The organism is Brachybacterium halotolerans, from assembly GCF_016623465.1.
GTDB lineage: Bacteria > Actinomycetota > Actinomycetes > Actinomycetales > Dermabacteraceae > Brachybacterium > Brachybacterium halotolerans.
This window is the reverse complement of record NZ_JAEDAJ010000001.1, coordinates 666,467-688,215: the sequence shown is the minus strand read 5'-3', so window position 1 is coordinate 688,215 and position 21,749 is coordinate 666,467. Positions and strand designations below refer to the sequence as shown.

The 21,749-nt window shown below is 68.0% G+C and carries 14 protein-coding genes, 1 tRNA gene and 2 pseudogenes; 12 read left to right on the top strand and 5 right to left on the bottom strand.

All coding sequences use genetic code 11. The features are described 5' to 3' along the window. Positions 1-24 precede the first annotated feature (24 nt). Positions 25-1,053, bottom strand: a complete 1,029-nt coding sequence (locus I8D64_RS03105) for a HAMP domain-containing sensor histidine kinase (protein WP_200501006.1) — start codon at positions 1,051-1,053, stop codon at positions 25-27. A gap of 47 nt (positions 1,054-1,100) precedes the next feature. Beyond that, entirely contained in the window at positions 1,101-1,895 is a 795-nt protein-coding gene (locus I8D64_RS03100) for a response regulator transcription factor (protein WP_200501005.1), read from the bottom strand. Between the two features lie 192 nt (positions 1,896-2,087). Here I8D64_RS03100 and I8D64_RS03095 point away from each other — a divergent pair, with 192 nt between their 5' ends. From I8D64_RS03095 to I8D64_RS03075, 5 genes are all read left to right on the top strand, one after another. Further along, positions 2,088-3,455 carry a hemolysin family protein gene (locus tag I8D64_RS03095; RefSeq protein ID WP_200501004.1) on the top strand — a complete coding sequence of 456 codons (1,368 nt, stop codon included), beginning with the start codon at positions 2,088-2,090 and terminating at the stop codon, positions 3,453-3,455. Next, positions 3,452-4,504 carry a hemolysin family protein gene (locus I8D64_RS03090; protein WP_200501003.1) on the top strand — a complete coding sequence of 351 codons (1,053 nt, stop codon included), beginning with the start codon at positions 3,452-3,454 and terminating at the stop codon, positions 4,502-4,504. Before I8D64_RS03095 ends, I8D64_RS03090 begins: the two co-directional genes overlap by 4 nt. Positions 4,505-4,792: 288 nt before the next feature. After that, on the top strand, positions 4,793-5,575 hold the full coding sequence (locus tag I8D64_RS03085; RefSeq protein WP_200501002.1) for a peptidoglycan DD-metalloendopeptidase family protein: 783 nt from the start codon (positions 4,793-4,795) through the stop codon (positions 5,573-5,575). 46 nt (positions 5,576-5,621) lie between these two features. Further along, positions 5,622-6,686 carry a tRNA (adenosine(37)-N6)-threonylcarbamoyltransferase complex transferase subunit TsaD gene (gene tsaD, locus I8D64_RS03080; RefSeq protein ID WP_200501001.1) on the top strand — a complete coding sequence of 355 codons (1,065 nt, stop codon included), beginning with the start codon at positions 5,622-5,624 and terminating at the stop codon, positions 6,684-6,686. Positions 6,687-6,791: 105 nt separating this feature from the next. Then, positions 6,792-6,864, top strand: a tRNA-Arg gene (locus I8D64_RS03075). Positions 6,865-7,375: 511 nt separating this feature from the next. Here the strand turns inward: I8D64_RS03075 and I8D64_RS17885 are convergent. Then, positions 7,376-7,600, bottom strand: a pseudogene (locus I8D64_RS17885) (recombinase zinc ribbon domain-containing protein); the annotation flags it as partial. Positions 7,601-7,720: 120 nt separating this feature from the next. On the opposite strand from I8D64_RS17885, the pseudogene I8D64_RS03065 reads away from it, so the two are divergent. From I8D64_RS03065 to I8D64_RS03055, 3 genes and pseudogenes are all read left to right on the top strand, one after another. After that, a pseudogene (locus I8D64_RS03065) lies at positions 7,721-8,885 on the top strand (IS3 family transposase). Positions 8,886-9,472: 587 nt separating this feature from the next. Continuing rightward, positions 9,473-11,578, top strand: coding sequence for an AAA family ATPase (locus I8D64_RS03060; protein ID WP_200501000.1), 2,106 nt, complete (start codon positions 9,473-9,475; stop codon positions 11,576-11,578). Beyond that, positions 11,575-13,488 carry a UvrD-helicase domain-containing protein gene (locus I8D64_RS03055; protein ID WP_200500999.1) on the top strand — a complete coding sequence of 638 codons (1,914 nt, stop codon included), beginning with the start codon at positions 11,575-11,577 and terminating at the stop codon, positions 13,486-13,488. Before I8D64_RS03060 ends, I8D64_RS03055 begins: the two co-directional genes overlap by 4 nt. A 111-nt stretch (positions 13,489-13,599) precedes the next feature. Here the strand turns inward: I8D64_RS03055 and I8D64_RS17880 are convergent, their stop codons facing one another. Together I8D64_RS17880 and I8D64_RS03050 are read right to left on the bottom strand one after the other, a co-directional pair. Then, positions 13,600-13,809: a helix-turn-helix domain-containing protein gene (locus I8D64_RS17880; protein ID WP_425490263.1), complete on the bottom strand. Its 210-nt coding sequence runs from the start codon at positions 13,807-13,809 to the stop codon at positions 13,600-13,602. 152 nt (positions 13,810-13,961) lie between these two features. Beyond that, the gene (locus tag I8D64_RS03050; protein ID WP_343068406.1) at positions 13,962-16,223 is read right to left on the bottom strand and encodes a bifunctional alpha,alpha-trehalose-phosphate synthase (UDP-forming)/trehalose-phosphatase; all 2,262 of its coding nucleotides are present in this window, start codon (positions 16,221-16,223) and stop codon (positions 13,962-13,964) included. A 392-nt stretch (positions 16,224-16,615) separates the two neighbouring features. Here I8D64_RS03050 and lysA point away from each other — a divergent pair, with 392 nt between their 5' ends. From lysA to thrB, 4 genes are all read left to right on the top strand, one after another. Continuing rightward, a complete protein-coding gene (lysA, locus tag I8D64_RS03045; protein ID WP_200500998.1) occupies positions 16,616-18,028 on the top strand; it encodes a diaminopimelate decarboxylase in 1,413 nt (470 codons plus the stop codon). A 165-nt stretch (positions 18,029-18,193) separates the two neighbouring features. After that, a complete protein-coding gene (locus I8D64_RS03040) occupies positions 18,194-19,519 on the top strand; it encodes a homoserine dehydrogenase (RefSeq protein ID WP_200500997.1) in 1,326 nt (441 codons plus the stop codon). Between the two features lie 4 nt (positions 19,520-19,523). After that, on the top strand, positions 19,524-20,582 hold the full coding sequence (gene thrC / locus I8D64_RS03035; RefSeq protein WP_200500996.1) for a threonine synthase: 1,059 nt from the start codon (positions 19,524-19,526) through the stop codon (positions 20,580-20,582). A gap of 10 nt (positions 20,583-20,592) precedes the next feature. Further along, positions 20,593-21,570, top strand: coding sequence for a homoserine kinase (gene thrB, locus I8D64_RS03030; protein ID WP_200500995.1), 978 nt, complete (start codon positions 20,593-20,595; stop codon positions 21,568-21,570). Positions 21,571-21,749: the final 179 nt, after the last annotated feature.

Here is a 21,749-nt window from a genome sequence, read left to right as displayed (position 1 = left end):
CGACCGCGTCCGCGGAGGCGGGGATCAGCGGTCGGGAAGCGTCAGGCGGATCGCCGAGGAGCGGTCCGGGTCCGTGTGCGGGCGCGGGTCGTCGATCACCTGGATCCGCCCGCCGTGCAGCTCGACCGCCCAGCGGGCGATCGCGAGGCCCAGGCCGGTGCCGCCGGATCCGTCGTCGGTGCCCCCGCCGTGCTGGAAGCGCTCGAAGACGCGCTCGCGGTCGGCGCGGGCGATGCCCGGGCCCTCGTCGCGCACCTCGATGAGCACGCCGTCGTCGGCCGCGGTGCGCTCGGCGCGCACGCGCACCCTGCCGTCGGGCGGGGAGTGGCGGGAGGCGTTGTCCAGGAGGTTCGCGATGACCTGGCGGATGCGGGCGGCGTCGGCCGCGGCGGTGAGGTCGGCGGGGTCGACCTCCACGACCCAGCGCAGCTCGCGACCGCGAGCCCGGGCGCCCAGGTCCGCGGCGTCGACCGCCTCGTGGAGGAACGGGGTGAGGGCGACCTGCTCGACGTCGATGTCGATCACGCCGGCATCGATCCGCGAGAGGTCCAGGAGGTCGTCGACGAGGTCGGAGAGGCGCTCTGTCTCCCCGAGCGCCACCTCGAGCGCGGCCGGATCGGGGTCGGTGACGCCGTCCACGATGTTCTCGAGCTGGGCGCGCAGCCCCGCCACGGGAGTGCGCAGCTCGTGCGAGACGTTCGCCACGAGGTCGCGCCGCACCTTGTCGGTGACCTGCAGCTCGGTGGCCATGCGGGTGAAGGCCTCGGCGAGCTGGCCCACCTCGTCGCGGCTCGAGGCCTCGATGCGCTGGGAGTAGTCCCCGCGGGCCATGGCGCGCGCGGCGCGGGTCATCTGGCGCAGCGGCGAGGTCATGCCGCGCGCGAGGACCTGGGTGACCGCGAGCGCCGCGAGCACCACGAGCGGCAGGGTGAGCAGGGGATGCAGGTTCGCGGCGAGGCTCAGCCAGGTGAGCACCACCGCCACGGTGACGCTCACGGCGACCAGCACGCCGAGCTTGACCTTGAACGAGCGCAGCTGGTCCAGCGGCCGCACCTCGAGGTTCTCGAGCGACTCCTGGACCGCCGCGCGGCTCGGGCGCCTCAGGAGGACCGCCCCGACCCGTCGGACCCGAGTCCCTCGGACCTCGGCTCGTCCTCGTCATCGGGCAGCTCGAGCGCGTAGCCGACGCCGTGGACGGTGCGCACGAGGTCCGCGCCGAGCTTGCGGCGCAGCGCCTTGACATGGGAGTCGACCGTGCGGGTGCCCGTCGCGTCCACCCAGTCCCAGACGTCCGCGAGCAGCTGCTCGCGGGTGAGCACGGTGCCGGGCGCGTTCGCCAGGCACAGCAGCAGGTCGAACTCGGTGGGGGTGAGGTGTGCGGGCGCGCCGGCGCGGGTGACGCGGTGCGCGGCGCGGTCGATGACCAGGTCGCCCAGCTGCAGCACGGCGGGCGCCTCGCCGACGCCGCCGCTCCCGACCTCGGGGGCCGACGTGGCACGGCGCACCCGTCGCAGCAGCGCCTTCAGGCGCGCCACGAGCTCGCGCATCGAGAACGGCTTGGTCATGTAGTCGTCGGCCCCGACGCCGAGGCCCACGAGCATGTCGGTCTCGTCGTCGCGCGCGGTGAGCATGAGCACCGGGACCGGGTCCTCCGCCTGGATCCGACGGCACACCTCGAGGCCGTCGAAGCCCGGGAGCATCACGTCCAGGACCACGACGTCGGGCGCGGCCTCGCGCACGGCGGCGACGCCCGAGGGGCCGTCGAGCGCGGTCGAGACCTCCCAGCCCTCGGCGGTCAGGCGGTCGGCGATCGCGCGGGTGATGGTGGGCTCGTCCTCGACGACGACCACGCGGGTCGGGCGGCTCGCGCTCTCGGTCTCGGCAGGCTTCGACATGGCGTCACTGTAACCGCACGGCCCTGCACAAGACCCCGTCGGACCCTGGACGCTCCCTGCGCCCGCGCGCACGCGCTCCTATACACTCGGTGCCACTATGAGCGATTCGCCCGTGCCGAGTACCGGCGCGCGCACCCGGACGGACTCTGTGCCGCGGATGCGCGCCCTCCCCGCCCGTGGGGAGATCACCCGATGACCTGGATCCTGCTCGCAGCAGGGATCGTCCTCACGCTGGGCACGGCGGTGTTCGTCGCCTCCGAGTTCTCGCTCGTGGCCCTCGATCGCCACACGGTCGAGAAGGCCCGCGACGGCGGGGACAAGCGCGCCGGCGGCGTGCTCCACGCCCTCACGCACCTCTCCACGAACCTCTCCGGCGCCCAGCTGGGCATCACCATCACCACCCTGCTGTTCGGCTTCGCCGTCCAGGACCCGCTGGCCGGACTGCTCACCCCCCTCGCCCGGGCCGCTGGCCTCGGCGAGGACGTCGCGGTCCCCGTCTCCGTGGTCGTCGCGATGGTCATCGCCTACGCCTTCTCGATGATCTTCGGGGAGCTCGTGCCCAAGAACCTCGCGATCGCCACTCCGATGGGCACTGCGCGCATCGTCGCCCCGATCCAGCACGGCTTCACGATGATCTTCAAGCCGCTGATCGCCGTGTTCAACGCGACCGCGAACGCCGTGCTGCGCCTGGTGAACATCGAGCCCCAGGAGGAGCTCTCGGCCGCCCGCTCTCCCGCGGAGCTCGAGTCCCTCGTGCGCCACTCGGCGCGCGCCGGCACCCTCGACGAGGGCACCGCGGTGCTGCTCTCCCGCACCCTCCAGCTCGGCGACCGCGAGGCGGGCGACGTGCTCACCCACCGCGGCGCCATGGTGAGTGTCGCCGCGGACACGAGCGCCCAGGAGGTGCTCGAGCTCTCCCGCACCACGGGCCACTCCCGCTTCCCCGTCACCGACGGCGGCGAGGACGACATCGTGGGCGTCGTCCAGGTGCGCCAGGCCGTCGCGGTCCCGCGACCCGAGCGCTCGCGCACCCCCGCGAGCGAGCTCATGGCCGAGATCCCGCGCGTGCCGGAGACGGTGCCGCTGGACGACCTGCTGATCGACCTGAGGGACGTGGGCGCGCAGCTCGCCGTCGTCGTCGACGAGTACGGAGGCACCTCCGGCATCGTCACCCTCGAGGACGTCATCGAAGAGATCGTCGGCGAGGTGAGCGACGAGCATGACGACGACGAGCCCGAGCGGTTCCTGCCCGACGGCGAGGACGGCTGGAGCGTCAGCGGCCTCATGCGGCCCGACGAGATCCGCCGTGAGCTCGGCGTGCGCGTGCCCGAGTCCGCCGACTACGACACCCTGGGCGGCCTCGTCATGGACAACCTCCACCGGGTCCCCGCGGCGGGAGACGTCGTCGACGTCGCCGGCCTGCGCCTCGAGGTCCTCGAGATGGACGGACGGCGCGTCGACCAGGTGCGGCTGCGCGCCACCGACCCCGCGGCGCTCGTGCGCCGCGAGGAGGAGAACGAGGACGAGAGCGCCGACGAGCGGAAGGCGGACCACCGATGAGCGACACCGCCGCCCTGGCCCTGGGCCTGGCCATGCTGCTCGGCAACGCCTTCTTCGTGGGCGCCGAGTTCGCCGTGATGAGCGCCCGTCGCAGCCAGCTCGAGCCCCTCGTCGAGGCCGGTCGCCCGGGCGCGAAGACCGCGCTCTGGGCCGTCGAGCACGTCTCCGTGATGCTCGCCGCGGCGCAGTTCGGCGTGACCGTCTGCTCGGTCACCCTGGGCGCCGTCGCCGAGCCAGCTATCGCGCACTTCCTCGAGCCGCTGCTCGAGCACCTCTCGGTGCCCGCCGTGCTCACCCACCCGATCGCCTTCGTGGTGGCCCTGCTCATCGCCTCGTACCTGCACGTGGTCTTCGGCGAGATGGTCCCCAAGAACATCTCGATCGCCGTGCCCGTGGGCGCGGTGCTGGTGCTCGCCACCCCGCTCGCGCTCGTGGCGCGCGTGTTCACTCCGGTGATCTGGGTGCTCAACCACACCGCGAACATGATCCTGCGCCTCCTGGGCGTCCAGCCCAAGGACGAGGTCGAGTCGCGCTTCACCGCCGAGGAGATCTCCGCGATCGTGGACGAGTCGCGCCGCGAGGGCCTCCTCGAGGACGAGCAGGGACTCCTGCAGGGCGCCATCCAGTTCTCCGACCGCACCGCCGGGGACGTCATGGTCCCCATGGCCGACGTCGTCACCGTCACCTACGACGTCACGCCGGGCCAGATCGAGCAGATCGTCGCGGCCACGGGCTTCAGCCGCATCGGGGTGCGCAACGACGCGGGCGATCTGGTGGGCTACGTCCACCTCAAGGACGTGCTGCTGCCGGCGGACGCCCCCGAGGAGGACTACGACCGGCCGATCCACCCCGGGATCGTGCGCGCCGTGGTCTCCGTGGCCGACGACGACGAGATCGAGGAGGCCCTGCGCGCCATGCAGTACAACGGCGCGCACCTGGCCCGCGTCGACGCCCCGACCTCGCGCAGCGTGGGCGCCGTGTTCCTCGAGGACGTCCTGGAGGAGCTCGTGGGAGAGGTCAAGGACGTCATGCAGCGCAGCCGGGCCTGACGTCCGGCCTGATCGTCCGGCCTGACCGCCCGTCCTGACGCCCGGTCCGGCGCCCGTGCGCCGAGGTGACCGACACGACACGCGGCCTGCGAGGCGGGTCAAGGGTCTTTACCCGCCCGTGGTGCGGGGCAAAGGTTCGGTAATGAGGTCGCTTCTCGCGACGTCGGACCTCGCTGACCTGGGTACCTTGGAGCGCGTTGTTCGGCGACGCGTCCTTCCCCGTCCGGCGTCGCACCCCGGGCACTCACCAGGACTCTGCGTCTCCGACCCCCCTCCAGGAGCTCCATCGTGGCGAATCATCGCGCCCTCGGCCGGGCACACGTCCGGACGCTGCGCACAGGCAGCGCCTCCCATCGTGACTCGGCAGTGCAGGCCGGTGTGCTGAAGGTCGGCGTGCTCGGCGCGCTCGCGACCGCCACCATCGCCTTCCCCCTCGCGTCCGCGAGCGCGGGCGGCCAGTCCGCTCCGCTGCCCACCATCAACGGCGGCCAGTCCGCCGCGCAGGCGAAGTCCGCGAGCACCCAGCTCGCCCCGGTCTCCATCGCCACGGCCACCGCGGGCTCCGACGCGAAGGGCGCCGACGCCGCGTCGAACGCGTCGTCCTCCCAGGAGACCACCGGTGACCTCTCCGTGGAGACCTCGCCCAACGCGGAGGCCATCGAGGCCCTCGGCGGCGAGTCCGACGAGGGCTTCATCCACCCGGTCAACGCCCGGATCACCTCCCCGTACGGCGAGCGCGTCCACCCGGTGCTGCACACGCGGATCATGCACGACGGCGTTGACTTCGGCGCGGCCTGCGGCACCGACGTGCACGCAGCGGCCGCCGGCACCGTGGTCGCCGTCGAGCACAACTCGGCCTCCGGCAACCGCGTGAAGATCGACCACGGCGACGGCGTCATCACCGGCTACTACCACCTCTCCTCGTTCAAGACGAGCGTGGGCGCGAAGGTCGAGCAGGGCGACGTCATCGGGGAGGTCGGCTCGACCGGCCGCTCCACCGGCTGCCACCTGCACTTCGCGAAGATGGACGAGTCCGGCACCTACTCGAACCCGATGTCGCTGTTCAAGTGACCTCGATGCGCGCGGCCGTCCCCGCGACCTCCGACGGGAGGGTCCTATGAGCACCGTCCCCGTCGTCCTGGGCGTCGAGTCCTCGTGCGACGAGACCGGCTTCGGGATCGTCAGCGACGGCGTCCTGCTCGGCCAGGGCCTCGCGTCGAGCGCCTCCCAGCACGCCGAGTTCGGGGGAGTGGTCCCCGAGATCGCGGCCCGCGCCCATCTCGAGGCGGCCGTCCCCACCCTGCGCATCGCCCTGCACGACGCGGGCGTCGAGCTGCGCGACATCACGCACGTCGCCGCGACCTCCGGTCCCGGTCTCGCGACCGCGGTGCACGTGGGACTGGCCGCCGCGAAGTCCGTCGCCTGGTCCCTCGGGGTCCCGCTGTACGGGGTGCACCACCTCGCCGGACATGCCGCGGCCGACACCCTCGAGCACGGCCCGCTGCCCGCGCAGTCGATCATCCTCATCGTCTCCGGCGGGCACACCTCGATCCTCCACGTGAAGGACCTGGTCGCCGACCCCATCGAGCACCTCGGCGACACCCTCGACGACGCCGCCGGCGAGGCCTTCGACAAGGTCTCGCGCCTGCTCGGCCTCGGCTACCCGGGCGGCCCCGCGATCTCGAAGGCGGCCGTCGGCGGGGACCCGGAGGCCTTCTCCTTCCCCCGTGCCATGCTGCGCCCGGGCGATCAGCCGTACGTCTTCTCCTTCTCGGGGCTGAAGACGGCCGTGGCGCGCACTGTCGAGTCCCTCGAGCGTGCGGGCGAGGAAGTGCCCGTCGCGGACATCGCCGCCTCCTTCGAGCAGGCCGTCGTGGACGTCCTGGTCACGAAGGCGCTGCGCGCCATCGAGGAGAAGGGACTCGACACCCTGGTCATCGTCGGGGGAGTCGCCGCGAACCAGCGGCTGCGCGCCGTCGCCCAGGAGCGCTGCGACGCCGCGGGCGTCGAGCTGCGCATCCCGCCGATCCGGCTGTGCACCGACAACGGCGCGATGATCGCCGCGGTCGGCGACCTGCTGGTGCGCGGCGGCGCCTCGCCCAGCGGCCTGCAGATCGCCGCCGATCCCTCGGCCGTGCTCCACGGCGCGCAGCTGCCGCTGCCCGCGGGCTTCGCCGTCTGAGCGGCCGGCGCCCTCCGGCGGCGCTGAGACCTGTGCCTCACTCGCGCCGCGCGCCCCGGCTCGGGGCGCGGACGACGGGGTCCTCGCGCTAGACTGTCACGGTCCGCCCGCGTAGCTCAGTGGATAGAGCGTCTGCCTCCGGAGCAGAAGGTCGTAGGTTCGAATCCTGTCGCGGGCACTCTGTGCGACGTACTAGAACCTGAGACATCGGAAGATGTCTCAGGTTCGGTGATCGACGCGAGGGGTTCGGCGAGGCGGATCGTGGCCTCGCCGTCCTCCCCGATGTCGATGCCGCTGGTCAGTGCTTGGTTCGCGAGACGCCTGCCGTGGTCATCGGTGCGCGCGTACATAGTGGCGCAGTCGATCAGCAGGCGCAGCGCAGCGGTGAGATGCTGCCGTGTTCCTTCGCTGCCCTCGTGCTCCTGGGTGAGACGTCGGTCGATGTCGGCCAGCCCCGTGCGGATGCGGTCTTGGTGTCGTTTGAGGGTGTCCAGGTCGATGGCGTCGGCGAAGTGCGCGGCGAGCAGCTTCTCGCTCTCGTCTTGGAGGCGCTTACGGGTAGACATGAGTTCCGCGATCTCGGAGGACTTCGAGGCCAGCCGCTCATCGAACGCCGCCTCGACTTGCGCAGCCAGCGCGGTGTACTGCGCCTCGGTGATGGAGATGTCCCGGTAGCAGTCGGCGACCAGCTTCTCCACGGTCCCCACGGGCACCGCCCGCCGGGTGCAGCGCTTCCGTTTTGACGCTCGCCCAGAGCAGACGAAGTATGCATATCGGATGCCCTGACTGTTGGTCGGGAAGTCGAGCTGCATCCGTGACCCGAACGAACCGCAGAACAGTGACCCCTTGAGGTAGTGGTCATGGGTGCGGCGTCGTTCGGAGGCAAGCCCCCGAGCGTCCAGAATGCGTTGCACTCGTTCCCATACGTCGACATCGAGCAACGGTTCATGTGCGCCGGGGGGGGGGGACTGATGCACGGATAGGTGTCACATGATCTGTGGCGTTGTGGAGCGCCGCAGGGAAGGATGTGCACCATGCCCGCTCCCTATCCCCAGGAGTTCCGTGATGACGTGGTCCGCGTCGCGAGGAACCGTGAACCTGGCCAGAAGCTCTCGACGATCGCGAAGGACTTCGGGATCTCGGAATCCTGCCTGACGAACTGGATGCGCCAGGCCGACGTCGAGGACGGCAACCGGCCCGGGAAGACCCGTGAAGACTCGACCGAGCTCCGCGACCTTCGGCGACGAAACCGCCTCCTCGAGCAGGAGAACGAGGTCCTGCGCCGCGCAGCGGCATACCTTTCCCAGGCGAACCTGCCGGGAAAAGGTTCTACCCGCTCGTGAGCGAGCTCGCCGCCGACGGGATCCGCGTCGCGGTGTCCCTGCGGGTCCTGAAGCTCTCCCGCCAGCCCTACTACCGCTGGCGGCAACAGCACGTCACCCCGTCTGAGCTGATCGAAGCCCACCGGGCCAACGCTTTGTTCGACGCCCACCGGGACGATCCCGAGTTCGGCTACCGATTCCTCGCCGGCGAAACGGAGACCGCTGGTCAACGCATGTGTGAGCGGACCGCCTGGCGGATCTGCCGGGACAATCACTGGTGGTCGGTGTTCGGGAAGAAGCGGGGCAAGAACGGGAAACGCCCCGGCCCGCCCGTGCACGACGACCTGGTCAAGCGGAACTTCACCGCCGATCACGTCGACGAGCGCTGGCTGACCGACATCACTGAGCACTGGACCGACCAGGGCAAGCTCTACCTCTGCGCGATCAAGGACGTGTTCTCTGGTCGGATCGTGGGCTACTCCATCAGCGACCGGATGAAAGCCCGCCTCGCGGTGAACGCCCTGGTCAGCGCCGTGGCCAAGCGTGGTGACGTCGCCGGTTGCGTCGTGCACTCGGACCGAGGATCCCAGTTTCGGGCCCAGAGTTTCGTGCATGCCCTGAACCATCATCGACTCGTGGGCTCGATGGGCAAGGTCGGTGCTGCCGGCGACAACGCCGCGATGGAGTCGTTCTTCGCGTTGCTGCAGAAGAACGTCCTGAACCGTCGGCGGTGGCGGACACGAGACGAGCTGAGGATCGCGATCGTGACCTGGATCGAAAGGACCTACCACCGTCGTCGCAGGCAGAGCCGGCTGGGCCGGTTGACCCCATCGAGTACGAGACCATCATGAACCAGACCGTCAGCCTGGCGGCCTAACCCCGACTGACACCTATCCGTGCATCAGTCCCGACCGCGCTCACCGAACGGCAGATGCTCATCGAGACTGCCGCGCGCGGACTCCTGCACGACGCCCAGGAAGCAGGAGCCGCATGGGTGACGCGGCTCGGGCAGCCGAGTACACGACCCGAAGCGCGAGAGCGGTGGGAGGCACACGCCGCCACGGTCGCGCTATACCGCTACCGCCACGAGATCACTGGCCCAGCACCGCTGGGTGAAGCCAAGGCCGTCACGACCGCAGACCAGGCATCCGAGCACCGAGCAGCACTGGCAGCGCTCGCACGCGCCAGACGCGTCGCGCAGCAGTCGGCATCACGGCCGGAGCGGCAGCATCAGCGCAAGATCGACAGAGCTCAGCAGCTCTAGCGACGAGCCGAAGGGGAAGCCCGAAAGCTACACCGCAGAGCAGGGTTCCTGTCATAATCAGACGGAGATGAACATGGAGAGCTTCAGAGCAAGTACCACGCGCTAACCCCGGTCGAGGCCGACCAAGGTTCTGCCGAGGACCTTGATGATAGAGCTGGCCGGTTTCAGGACAAGTGTGGAGACTTCGGCAGGAGCAAACAATGAAGGTCAGCTCGATCTACATCGATGGTTACCGTCGATTCAAAGCACAGAACATCAAGTTTGAGGATGGAACAACCATTCTCGCTGGTGCCAACAACTCGGGCAAGACCTCTCTCATCGATCTTCTGCGCGTCGTGCTTGGAGGGGAAGGGAGCCTCCGGGCCGAGGATCTCAGCGCATCAGCTCGTCATGAGTGGTTCAAAGCCCTCGTCGATGCAGCGGTTAAAGGTGAGGATGCGTATCGAGGTTTCCTAGAGCAAGAAGACCTTCTTGAACAGGTTCCAGCGGTTGATGTTCGCCTCGAAGTGAAGTATGACAGAGCCTCTGACGACATTCGCGAATTCGCAGACTACTTGATGGACTTGGAATCAACAAAGAGTTCATTTTACTTCCAGTTTCGCTTCTCCGCGAGGCGAGATGGCCTGATCGCCGCCTACGTCGAACTCTATCCCGACATCAAGAAGACCATAGATAGTTGCGGCTGGACATCTGCGAACGACGCCAAGCCAGGCTCATCAGAGTTCCTTGTACTCCAGGCAAAGGTCGATGCTTCGCTCGTTGACTGCTCCAGGTCGGAAGTGTTCTTCGCAGATGAGAGCTACACCAACATCCTCCCCATGGGAACGCACAAGAATCTCAAGCGACTGATCAACTTCCGAGCAGTAAAGGCGTCGCGAGCCCTCGATGACATCAACGAAGATAAGTCAGGCGGACTGAACCAGCGCCTAATCGAGGTTGCGAAAGAGGATGAGAACTGGCTAGAGATTCTCTCTAAGCTGCCCGACCAGGTGCTATCAGCGATTCAGGGCTTAAAGATTCGTGAAGTAATGGCCGACGAAGCGCTTAAGAGCCTAAACGCGGTCATCGAGTCAATCTCGAACACGAACGGATCGAAACAGAATGACCTCTTCCTGGATTTCCATGTGACCGAGGACCATGCTGTCCAAATGATTGCGCGAGCAATGCAGACTCGCTACCTCGGGGCGGGCGTTCCATTGGGCGAGGCCTCCCAAGGTTTGGGCTACAGCAACCTCATCTACTTGCATCTTGAAGCCGAGTCATTCATTCGATCGGCCGCTAGTGACGAGAATGGATATCTAGTAAACCTGTTGGTTCTTGAGGAACCAGAGTCGCACATGCACCCGCAGATGCAAAGCGCCTTCATCAAACATCTTCTGTCGAGGGTTGAGAAGGTTGGAGGACTTCAAGCGGCCGTCACATCGCACTCGAGCGAGATCGTGAGGGCAAGCGGAATTGAGCAGCTCCGCGTCCTCAAATCTGAAGACCATGGATGCCGCATAGTCGATCTGCGGGACTTTCACACCGCCGAGATTGCAGGAAAGTCATCAGAAACGCAACGACTATTTAGCTTCCTGTATGCGATCAATTTTTCCGACCTGCTCTTCGCTGACAAAGTCATCATGTATGAAGGCGACACTGAGCGAATGTACATTCAGGCCCTAATCCGAGAACTTCCAGAACTCTCGAGCCTCCGAGCCCAGTACATCTCATATGTTCAGGTTGGCGGCGCTTACGCTCATGTGTACAAACCGCTCGTTGTCGACGCGCTTCGCCTAAAAACAGTGGTAATTACCGATACTGATTACGATAAGTCGAGCGTGACTTCAAGCTTCGATGAACTAAAACCGCTCCGCTCGACCAATGCAACATTGAACGCCCTTTTCGGCGAAGAAAGCGCGGCTACTGAACCCGAGGGCGTGAAGACGCTAACGATCGAAAACCTGCTTGGGAAAGTTTCACCAGACACAGGAGTAGCACCGATGCCTGACGCGCAGTCAGCAGCCGTCGCTTTCCAGTCAGGACGTGAAGGCTACGCACGCACTTTCGAAGAGGCGATCCTTGCTGTCTTGCTGAATGCGGATGTCTGGTCGCCTCGGACCCAAGAAGATTGGAAACAGTACCGCGAGGATTCTGGGTTGAAATTCTCGATACCCCGAGAACCGGAGTCTCCGACAATCCGAGAGATCGTCTTGTCAACATCGAACCAGAAGACCGACTTCATGTATTCTCTGCTCCTCAAACCGGAACTGATGAAGACAGTTCCACCGTATATCTCCTCTGCACTCCAGTGGCTAGAATCATGAGCCAGTTGCAGCTTGTCAACGCGCCCGCAGGTAGCGGTAAGAGCACGGAGATTAAGCGCCTCGTTCGCGAGTGGTCGGCAGAACGTCCTCTCGACCGGTTGCTGTGCGTAACCTACACGAATCGAGCTGCCGATGAACTCAAGGCAGACATCTCTTCTCCGTATATCGAGGTTTCCACGATCCACTCGTTCTTGAGCAGGTTCAGCCAATCCTTGTTCTCAGCGCGCGAGATCGTTGCTTACTATTTTGAGATCTATGGCGACGCGATCAAGGCTCGGATTGAAAATGCCGAGGAAAGCGTCACAACAGAGGAAAGCAATGCGAGATACCGCGAGGAGTTGGGTGATCCTCTGACCTTCGAACTCGTTAGAGAGTCAGTTGAATCGCTCTACTACAACGAACGACCGTTTAACACCCTCTATCGCGGGGGGCTGTCGCACGACGACCTGCTGTCCTTCGTCGCATCCTGCGCAAAGCGATATCCGAATATTTACCGGCGAGTGAGTGCAAAGTATCGCCGGGTGATCATCGACGAGTATCAAGACACAGACGTTAATGTACTCGAGTTCTTTTTCGAGGCCCTGCGCGGTTCAGACACCGGTCTTCATCTGTACGGGGATCGCATGCAGCAGATCTACAAATCAGACCCAGAACGCTTTCAGGCTCTGATCTGTGCCTTCGATGTACCACGCCGCGAGGTTGTCAACTACCGCTCAACTGAGGCCATCGTCTCAGTGCTCAACAACATCTACAACGATGAGACCCTGCGGCAGGTTGCCGATTCCAAGGCTGGCGGCAGCGTTCCAAGGGTGCACTTTTGCGCAACGCCCGACGACACCGTAGCTCGGATTGCAGATCCAGATACTTTGATTTTGAGCGTTCACAATTCGTCGATCTTTGGAGCTATCGGCAGCCTCGAACTCTTTAACGCTCTAAAAGATATGCCTGATCACGGCTACAACTCCCGATACCCGGCAGCGTCCGCGCTGACTGAGTCAGATTGGGAGAAGGTTCCCAACCCTCTAATTCGGCTCCTATATGGCCTGCTTGATCTCGAATCTGAACATACACGTGGTCACGTCGGAACTGTGATCACCACGCTGCGTGCACATTCAAAAGATTTCGGTGATTTCACACTCCGTGTTCATGAGGACAAGGAACGACTTGCGAATCAACTTGGCGTGCTTTTTGAAGTGATGCGTAACGGCACTTCGAGTATCAAAGATGTGCTCGAAACGCTCTCAAATCTTTCGGTCACCCGGGCTGCGGATGTCAGCGACTACTTGGGCAATGCAGACTACGACGCGATCATGCTGGTCCCGTTCCAGCAGGTGCGCAACGTTTTCGACTTTCGCTCATCACCTACTCGCTCGACTCAGCACGGAGTCAAGGGCGAGAGCCACGAGAAAGTGGTGTTCATTGCGGAGACGAGTACGTCACCGGTGGTGCGCATGAGGTCCCTATTCGACCTCTGGCCAAGATACGACCTGAACCTCGACTCCCTGGAAGGGCTTTACGGAAAGCTGTCCGAGTTGTTCCGTTCAGCAAAAGACGTGATCGGCGTGGACATCTCAAAGCTGAATAAGGAGACTTTTCCGGCGTTCGCAGAAGTGATCACCGCGCAGGCTCGGATTGTCGCGGATGAGTTGAACGATTCTGATTTAATTGTCGAACTCTACGGGGAGTCATATGGCGCGTATCTCGAGAGGCCTGGGGTGACGCACGCAAAAAAGCTCTTCAAACTGTCGGCGATCGAGGGTTTGCTAGCTGCCTACCGGCTCTTCTATGTCGGGTGTTCTCGGGCAAGGTCAGAACTCGACATCGTGATCCCCCAGAAGGAAGTGGCTGACGTGCACGCCACGTCCGAAAAACTCAGGCAACTCGGGTTCGAAGTGGTTGGAACCTTCTAACTGATAGGCGCCGCACAGTTCCTGAACAAGAGCAACGCGAACGCACAACTTGCTAGCGCTCCGTGCCTTATGGGTACGCGACTTCGAGCTGCCAGCGTCGGAGCCCGAGAGTCACCGGATGTCCTTCGTGTGCCGCCAAACCGTGCTCCGATGCTTGTTGAAGCGCTCGGCGATGGAGCGGACGCTCTCGCCGCTGGCCTTCGCCGTTCTAATAGCGTCCACTTCCTCTGGCGTGGGAGGCGTTCTAGTCGGTCTGCTTGGCTCTGTGACGACCGCAAAGTCATCCTCCCGCTGGGACGCTCCGCTATCGCGGATGCCCATCCTCGCCTGGTTCCACACCGTTTCTAGCCGTTCAAACCGCTGCTGCACGTTCGGTTTGAGTCCAGCGGGGAGCACCGACGGAATCCCCGGACGGAGACCTCTCGAAGTCACCGGCCGGGGATTCCTGCATGCGGGGCGTCGCGGCCCCGGGCTCACGCCTCGCCGGCGCGCAGCTCCAGCAGGCGTTCGAGGAGCTCGGCGACCGCGTCGGTGCCCTCGATCCGGAAGGCGGCGGCCGTGTCGCCGTCGCCCACCTTCACGCCCAGATCGCCGTCCTCGAGGATCGCGAAGACGTTCTCGTCGGTCACGTCGTCTCCGAGGTAGAGGATCGCGTCGGCCGCGGCGGCCCGGCCGAGCGCGCGCACCGCGGTGCCCTTGTGGGAGTCGACCACGGAGAACTCGACGACCTCCTTGCCCGGCGTGACGGTGACGTCGGGGAGGCCGCGTGCGAACTCGAGCGCGGCCTCGGTGGCGTTGCCCGCGCCGCGGCCCTTCGCATTGCGCGTGTGCAGCACAGCGGAGGCGGGCTTGACCTCGACCTCCGCCCCCGGATGCTGGTCGGCGATGTGTTGGAGGCGGCGCGCGATGGAGTCGCGCAGGTTCTGCCGGGTCTCGTCCATGGTCATCGTTCCCGCGTCCATGACGTCAGCGTGGAGGTCCGAGGGCAGGGCCCCGACCTCGGCGCCGTGCGAGCCGACGAGCGCGACGGAGCTGGGCATGCCCGCGTGGTGCTGGAGGTCCTCGAGCGCCCGCCCGGAGACGAGCGCGACGTTCACCCCGGACAGCTCGGTGAGCCCGCGAAGCGCGCCGATCGAGCGCGGGTTCGCCTGCACCGCGTCGCGGTCGGTGACGATCGGTGCGAGCACGCCGTCGAAGTCCGAGGCGACGAGGATGCGCGGGGTGTCGGCGAAGGCCTCGAGCGCCGCGTCGAGCTGCGCGGCATCCGGGGACTCGGTCCCGGACAGCCGGATGATCGGGGCCGACGGGGGAGCGGGCTCGCCGACGGCCTCGAGCTCGTCGAGGAAGTGCTTCGCCCAGGACTGCACGTCGTGGTCGAGCACCTGCCGGCGCAGCGAGGTCATCATCTCCTCCTGCTCCTCCTCCGGCATGCTGAGCGCACGCAGCGCCGCGGACTTCAGCTCGTCGATGTCGTGCGGGTTCACCAGCAGGGCGGCGCGCAGCTCGTCGGCCGCGCCGGCGAACTCGGAGAGCACCAGCACGCCGCGCAGGTCCGGGCGCGAGGCCACGTACTCCTTGGCGACGAGGTTCATGCCGTCGCGCAGGGCGGTCACCAGCACCACGTCGGCCGCCATGTACAGCGCCGTCATGTCCCGGCGGTTGAAGGAGCGGTGCAGGTAGGAGATGGCCGGGCGGCCAATGGGGGCGTGGTCGCCGTTGATGCGGCCGACGGTCAGCTCGACCTCGTCGCGCAGCTGACGGTAGGCGTCGACCCTCTCGCGCGAGGGCGTCGCGACCTGCACGAGGACGGTCTCGCGCGGGTCGATCGAGCCGTCGTTCAGCAGCTCTCCCCAGGCCTTGAGGCGATGGCGGATGCCCTTGGTGTAGTCGAGACGGTCCACGCCCAGCACGACCTTCTCGGGGTCCCCGAGGTCGTGGCGCAGCTGGCGGGCGCGCTCCTGGATCTCGGGGTCGTCGGTCAGCGCGGTGACGGCCTGGGTGTCGAGAGAGATCGGGAAGGTCCCGGCGATCACGTCGCGCGGCTCGACCGCGCCGATCCCGGGCACGGTGACGGTGCGCTGGTCGACCTGGTACCCCAGCAGGTGGCGCACCGAGGCGAGGAAGTTCAGGGTGTCGCTCTCGCGCTGGAAGCCCACGAGGTCCGCGCCCAGCAGTCCGCGCAGCACCTGGTTGCGCTTGGGCAGCTGGCTGAAGAGCTCGACGGGCGGGAAGGGGATGTGGTTGAAGAAGCCGATGCGGACGTCGGGCCGCTCGGAGCGGATCATCTCGGGCACGAGCTGGAGCTGGTAGTCGTGCACCCAGATCGTGCCGCCGGGCGCGGTGACGGCGGCCGCGGCCTTCGCGAAGCGGCGGTTCGCGCTCACATAGGTGTCCCACCAGGTGCGGTGGTAGGCGGGGTCGACGATCACGTCGTGGTAGAGCGGCCAGAGCGTCCCGTTGGAGAAGCCCTCGTAGTACTTCTCGATGTCCGTCGCATCCAGGCTCACCGGGTACAGGTCCATGCCGTCGGCCCGGAACGGCTCGGGCGCCTCGCCCGGGGAGCCGGCCCAGCCCACCCAGGCCGCCGAGTCGACGTTCCGCATCACGCTCTCCATCGCGGTCACCAGACCGCCGGGGCTCGTCACCCACTCCGTGGCGCCGTCGGGAAGGGTCTTCGCGTCGACCGGGAGACGGTTGGCGACGACCACCAGATCGTGCAGTTCTTGCGATGCCACAGGGGCCTCCTGACGTGTGGGACGACACCGCCAGGCTATCAAGTGAGAGGGGTCACGAAGACCGCGCGACCTCGCGTCCGAAGCCTCGCCGAGGGCCCTGGTCGTGAGTGCGCCGGGTCGTCGCCGCCTCGCTCGCCACCAGGGGAGATGCCGGAGACGGCGCGGGCACGGGCGCGCGCCTCCTCACTGCGTGGACACGGCCAGCGAGCGTCCGTCCGCGCCGCATAGTGTTCGTCCTCGGGACCGCGTCCGCTCCGCGCGGACGCGCGGCCCCGGGAGCCCGGCCGGAGCCGCCGATCGCCGCATGCGGCGGATCGTCGCATGCATCCGGCCGCCCGGCACGTCCGTTCCCGAAGACCGAGCCCGACGCCCGACCCAGGAGGCCACGCGCGATGCGAGCCCATGAAGCAGGAGCCCTGCACGGCAACGACGCCGCGCCCACCTGGCTGCCCTATCCCACCGATGTCAACACGCTGATCCCGGGCCTCTGGTCGAGCACCTGCGGGCGCGACGCGGACGGAGCCCTCGAGGTCGGCGGCGTGAGCGTCACGACGCTCGCCGAGGAGGTGGGCACACCCGCCTTCGTGCTGGACGAGGACGACTTCCGCGAGCGGGCCCGCGCCTTCCGCGACGCCTTCACCTCGGCCTTCGCCCCCCACGCCGGGGCCGACGTCTACTACGCCGGCAAGGCGTTCCTGTGCGGGGCCGTCGCCCGCTGGGTCGACGAGGACGGCCTGGGACTGGACGTGTGCACCGGCGGGGAGCTGGCCGTCGCGCTGCGCGCCGGATTCCCGACCGAGCGCATGGCCCTGCACGGCAACAACAAGTCCGATCGCGAGATCGCCCGGGCGCTCGAAGCGGGCGTGGGCCGCATCGTCATCGACTCCCTCGCCGAGGTCCGGCAGGCCGCGCGCGTGGCGTCCGAGCTGGGCGTGAGCGCGCACGTCATGCTGCGCGTGACCACCGGCGTCGAGGCGCACACCCACGAGTTCATCGCGACCGCCCACGAGGACCAGAAGTTCGGCCTCTCGATCACCTCCGGCGACGCCATGACGGCCGTGCGGGAGGTGCTCGCGAGCCCCGAGCTGGATCTCGTGGGCCTGCACTCCCACATCGGCTCCCAGATCTTCGACGTCGGCGGCTTCGAGGTCGCCGCCCGCCGCGTCCTCGACCTCGTCGCCCAGGTCCGCGAGGAGCTCGGGCACACCATCGAGCACCTCGACCTCGGCGGCGGCTTCGGCGTCATGTACAACACCCAGCACACCCCCTCGACCCCCGAGGCGCTCGCGAGCGGCATCGCCGGGATCATCGAGAAGGAGTGCCACGAGCTCGAGCTCGAGGTCCCGCACGTGGCGTTCGAGCCCGGACGCGCGATCGCCGGACCCTCGACCCAGACCCTGTACACGGTGGGCACGGTGAAGGACGTGCGCCTGGGCGGCCCGCACCACCGCGTGTACGTCTCAGTCGACGGCGGGATGAGCGACAACGTGCGCACGGCCCTGTACGACGCCGACTACTCGTGCCTGCTCGCCGGACGCGTCTCCGACGCCCAGCCCGAGGTGGTGCGCGTGGTCGGCAAGCACTGCGAGAGCGGCGACATCGTGGTCAAGGACGAGTACCTGCCCGCCGACGTGCAGCGCGGGGACCTCGTCTCGGTGCCCGTGACCGGCGCCTACTGCTACTCGCTGGCCTCGAACTACAACCACGTGCCGCGGCCCCCGGTGGTCGCGGTCAAGGATGGCCGATGGCGCACTCTCGTGCGACGCGAGAGCGAGGAGGACCTGCTCGCCCTCGACGTCGGCTGAGGGAGGCGGCGCCACCACGGCCGCCCCGCGCTCGACGCATACGGACACATGGCGACGCGTTCGCGACTCGGAGTTGGATACAGTTTCCTGAGCCCGCGGGCCCTCAAGGCCGCTGGCCACGCTGGAATCGCCCGTCGTCGCCCGGATTCTGCGGAAGGACCACTGATGACTGATCCCCTGCCCGACCACGCCCCGCTGCGGGTCGCCGTGCTCGGCGCCGGCACCGTCGGAGCCGACGTGCTGCGCGTCATCGGCACCAGCGGAGACGAGCTCGCGCACCGCATCGGCGCGCCGCTCGAGGTCACGGGAATCGCCGTGACGGACCTCGGCAAGGACCGCGGGGAGCACGTGGACCGTGCGCTGCTCACCGATGATCCGGCCTCCGCGATCGCCGGCGCGGACATCGTCGTCGAGGTGATGGGGGGCATCGAGCCCGCCCGCACCCTGCTGCTCGAGGCCATGTCGCACGGCGCGAGCGTCGTGACCGCGAACAAGGCCCTGCTCGCGCAGGACGGCGTCGCCCTCTACGAGGCGGCCGACGCGAACGGCGTGGACCTGCACTTCGAGGCGGCCGTCGCCGGCGCGATCCCGCTGGTGCGGCCGATCCGCGAATCGCTCGCGGGCGACCGGATCGAGAAGGTGCTCGGCATCGTCAACGGCACCACGAACTACGTCCTCGACGCGATGGCCCGCACCGGCGCCTCCTTCGACGACGCCCTGGCCAGCGCCCAGGAGCTCGGCTACGCCGAGGCGGACCCGACGGCCGACGTCGAGGGCCACGACGCCGCCGCGAAGGCCTCGATCCTCGCCTCCCTCGCCTTCCACACCCGCGTGGGCATGCAGGACGTACACTGCGAGGGCATCACGTCGGTGACCGCCGCGGACATCGCCGCCGCCTCCCGCATGGGGCGCACGATCAAGCTGCTCTCGATCGTCGAGCGGGTCGAGGAGGAGGGCGAGGAGCGCGTCTCCGCGCGGGTCTACCCGGCGATGCTCCCCGACAGCCACCCGCTCGCCTCGGTGTCCGAGGCGTACAACGCGGTGTTCGTCGAGGCCGAGGCCGCCGGCTCGCTCATGTTCTACGGGCAGGGCGCGGGCGGCGCGCCCACGGCGTCCGCGGTCCTGGGCGACCTCGTGACCGTCGCCCGCCAGCGCGTGCACGGCGGCGTCGGCCCGCGCGAGTCGCGCTATGCGGACCTCGGGATCATCCCGGTCGACGCGCTGCGCAACGCCTTCTACGTCTCCCTCACCGTGCAGGACAAGCCCGGCGTGCTCGCCGAGGTCGCCGGCACCCTGTCCTCCCACGGCATCTCGATCTCGACGATCCATCAGGAGACGGAGCCGGCCGAGGAGGGCGAGCCCGAGCGCGCGCGCATCGGCATCGCCACCTACCGGGCGCTCGAGTCCGCGATGGACTCCGCCCTGGACGACCTGGACAGCTCCGGCGCCGTCCTCACGATCGATTCCGTGATCCGCCTCGAAGGAGAATGACCCGATGGCACACCAGTGGCGCGGCGTGCTCGCCGAGTACCGCGAGCACCTCCCGTTCTCCGACGAGGACACCCTGCTGACCCTCGGCGAGGGCGGTACGCCCCTCGTCCACTCGCCGTCCCTCTCGCGCACGGTCGGGGCCGACGTCCACGTCAAGGTGGAGGGCATGAACCCCACGGGCTCCTTCAAGGACCGCGGCATGGTCTCCGCGATGTCCCGCGCCGTGTCCGACGGGGCGAAGTCCGTGGTCTGCGCCTCGACGGGCAACACCAGCGCCTCGGCCGCCGCCTACGCGACGCGCGCCGGGATCACCTGCGCCGTGCTGCTGCCGCAGGGCAAGATCGCCGCCGGCAAGCTCGCCCAGGCCGTCGTCCACGGGGCGAAGCTCATCCAGGTCGAGGGCAACTTCGACGACTGCCTCGAGATCGCCCGCAAGCTCGACGCCGCTCACCCCGTGGAGCTCGTGAACTCCGTGAACCCCTTCCGGCTCCAGGGCCAGAAGACCGGCGCCTTCGAGGTCTGCGACGCGCTCGGCAAGGCGCCGGACATCCACATCCTTCCCGTGGGCAACGCGGGGAACATCTCCGCCTACTGGATGGGGTACACCGAGTACCGCGACAAGGGCATCACCGGGTCCGCCCCCGCCATGTGGGGCTTCCAGGCAGAGGGCGCCGCGCCCTTCAAGGCCGGCCGCCCGATCACCGATCCCGAGACGGTCGCCACCGCGATCCGCATCGGCGCCCCCGCCTCCTGGAGCCTCGCCGTCGCGGCGCGCGACGACTCGGGCGGGCTCATCGACGCCGTCTCCGACGACCAGATCCTCGATGCGCAGGCGCTGCTCGCGGGCGAGGTCGGCATCTTCGTCGAGCCCGCCTCGGCCGCGGGCGTCGCCGGGCTCCTCCAGCAGGCCGAGAAGGGGCTCGTGCCCCGCGGTGCGACCATCGCGATCACCGTCACCGGCAACGGGCTCAAGGACATCGACACCGCGCTGACCCGCCAGGACCTGACCCCGACTGTCATCCCGGTCGACGTCGAGGCCGCGGCCGACGCGATGGGGCTGTGAGCCGCCCGGCATGAGGATCACCACCGAGCGCGTCGGCGTGCGCGTGCCCGCCACCAGCGCGAACCTGGGGCCGGGCTTCGACGCGCTGGGCCTCGCCCTGCACCTCGTCGACGACCTCGAGCTCGAGGCCACCACCGGCCGGGTCGAGGTCACCGTCGAGGGGGAGGGCGCGGGCGACGTCCCGGCGGGGGAGGACCACCTCGTGGTGCGTGCCCTGCGACGGGGCCTCGACCACGCGGGCGCCCCCCAGGCCGGGGTGCGCCTGCACTGCCGCAACCGGATCCCGCACGGTCGCGGCCTGGGCTCGAGCGCGGCGGCGACCGTCGCCGGCCTCATGCTCGCGCGCCTCCTGGTCTCCGAGCCGGAGGCCCTGGACGACCAGGTGCTCCTGGACCTGGCGACCGAGATGGAGGGCCACCCGGACAACGCCGCCCCGGCTCTGCTGGGCGGCGTCGTCCTCTCCTGGACGGACCGCGCCGGCGCCCGCGCGGAGCGCCTCGATCTCGCGACGCCCGGCGACCGGGCGCAGCGCGGGAACGGGGCCGGACAGAGCGGGAGCGGGACCGCGCAGGAGCCCGCGATCCGCCCCGTCGTGCTGCTGCCGACGGCCCGGCTCGCCACGAGCACGGCCCGCTCGCTGCTGCCCGAGACGGTGCCCCACGCCGACGCAGCGTTCAACGCGGCACGGGCCGCTCTGCTCGTGCACGCGCTCACGAGTGACCCCTCGCTGCTGCTGCCAGCGACCGAGGACCGCCTGCACCAGGAGTACCGCGCCCCGGGCATGCCGCAGAGCGTCGAGCTCGTGCGCGTGCTGCGCAGCGAGGGATACCCCGCCGTGATCTCCGGCGCAGGCCCGTCCGTGCTGGTCATCGACGGCGCAGGACCCGACCTCGCGCCGCTCGTGCGACGCGTGGTCGACGACCCCCGCGCATGGCGCATCGCCCGTGTCGGACTCTCATCGACCGGTGCGGAGCCTGTGGTACCTTGAAGCCGCGTCCGACGACGTGATCGGCCCGGCCCAGTGCCGGCGACCACGGCCCGGAGACTTCCGCACAGTGGGTGCAGAGAGGTCCCGGGTGAGGACGTACCCCAGAGAATCCCCGGCGACGCCGCATTCGCGTGCTTCCGTGCGCTGTGCGCCACGGCCGCCCTCGGGGAGAGGACTGC

What these genes read in the sequence shown, in the direction of transcription:
- I8D64_RS03060 (WP_200501000.1), top strand. Translation starts at nt 9,473, where the DNA reads ATGAAGGTCAGCTCGATCTACATCGATGGTTACCGTCGATTCAAAGCA.
- I8D64_RS03055 (WP_200500999.1), top strand. Translation starts at nt 11,575, where the DNA reads ATGAGCCAGTTGCAGCTTGTCAACGCGCCCGCAGGTAGCGGTAAGAGC.
- I8D64_RS03040 (WP_200500997.1), top strand. Translation starts at nt 18,194, where the DNA reads ATGACTGATCCCCTGCCCGACCACGCCCCGCTGCGGGTCGCCGTGCTC.
- lysA (WP_200500998.1), top strand. Translation starts at nt 16,616, where the DNA reads ATGCGAGCCCATGAAGCAGGAGCCCTGCACGGCAACGACGCCGCGCCC.
- I8D64_RS03095 (WP_200501004.1), top strand. Translation starts at nt 2,088, where the DNA reads ATGACCTGGATCCTGCTCGCAGCAGGGATCGTCCTCACGCTGGGCACG.
- I8D64_RS03100 (WP_200501005.1), bottom strand. Translation starts at nt 1,895, where the DNA reads ATGTCGAAGCCTGCCGAGACCGAGAGCGCGAGCCGCCCGACCCGCGTG.
- I8D64_RS03090 (WP_200501003.1), top strand. Translation starts at nt 3,452, where the DNA reads ATGAGCGACACCGCCGCCCTGGCCCTGGGCCTGGCCATGCTGCTCGGC.
- thrB (WP_200500995.1), top strand. Translation starts at nt 20,593, where the DNA reads ATGAGGATCACCACCGAGCGCGTCGGCGTGCGCGTGCCCGCCACCAGC.
- tsaD (WP_200501001.1), top strand. Translation starts at nt 5,622, where the DNA reads ATGAGCACCGTCCCCGTCGTCCTGGGCGTCGAGTCCTCGTGCGACGAG.
- thrC (WP_200500996.1), top strand. Translation starts at nt 19,524, where the DNA reads ATGGCACACCAGTGGCGCGGCGTGCTCGCCGAGTACCGCGAGCACCTC.
- I8D64_RS17880 (WP_425490263.1), bottom strand. Translation starts at nt 13,809, where the DNA reads ATGGGCATCCGCGATAGCGGAGCGTCCCAGCGGGAGGATGACTTTGCG.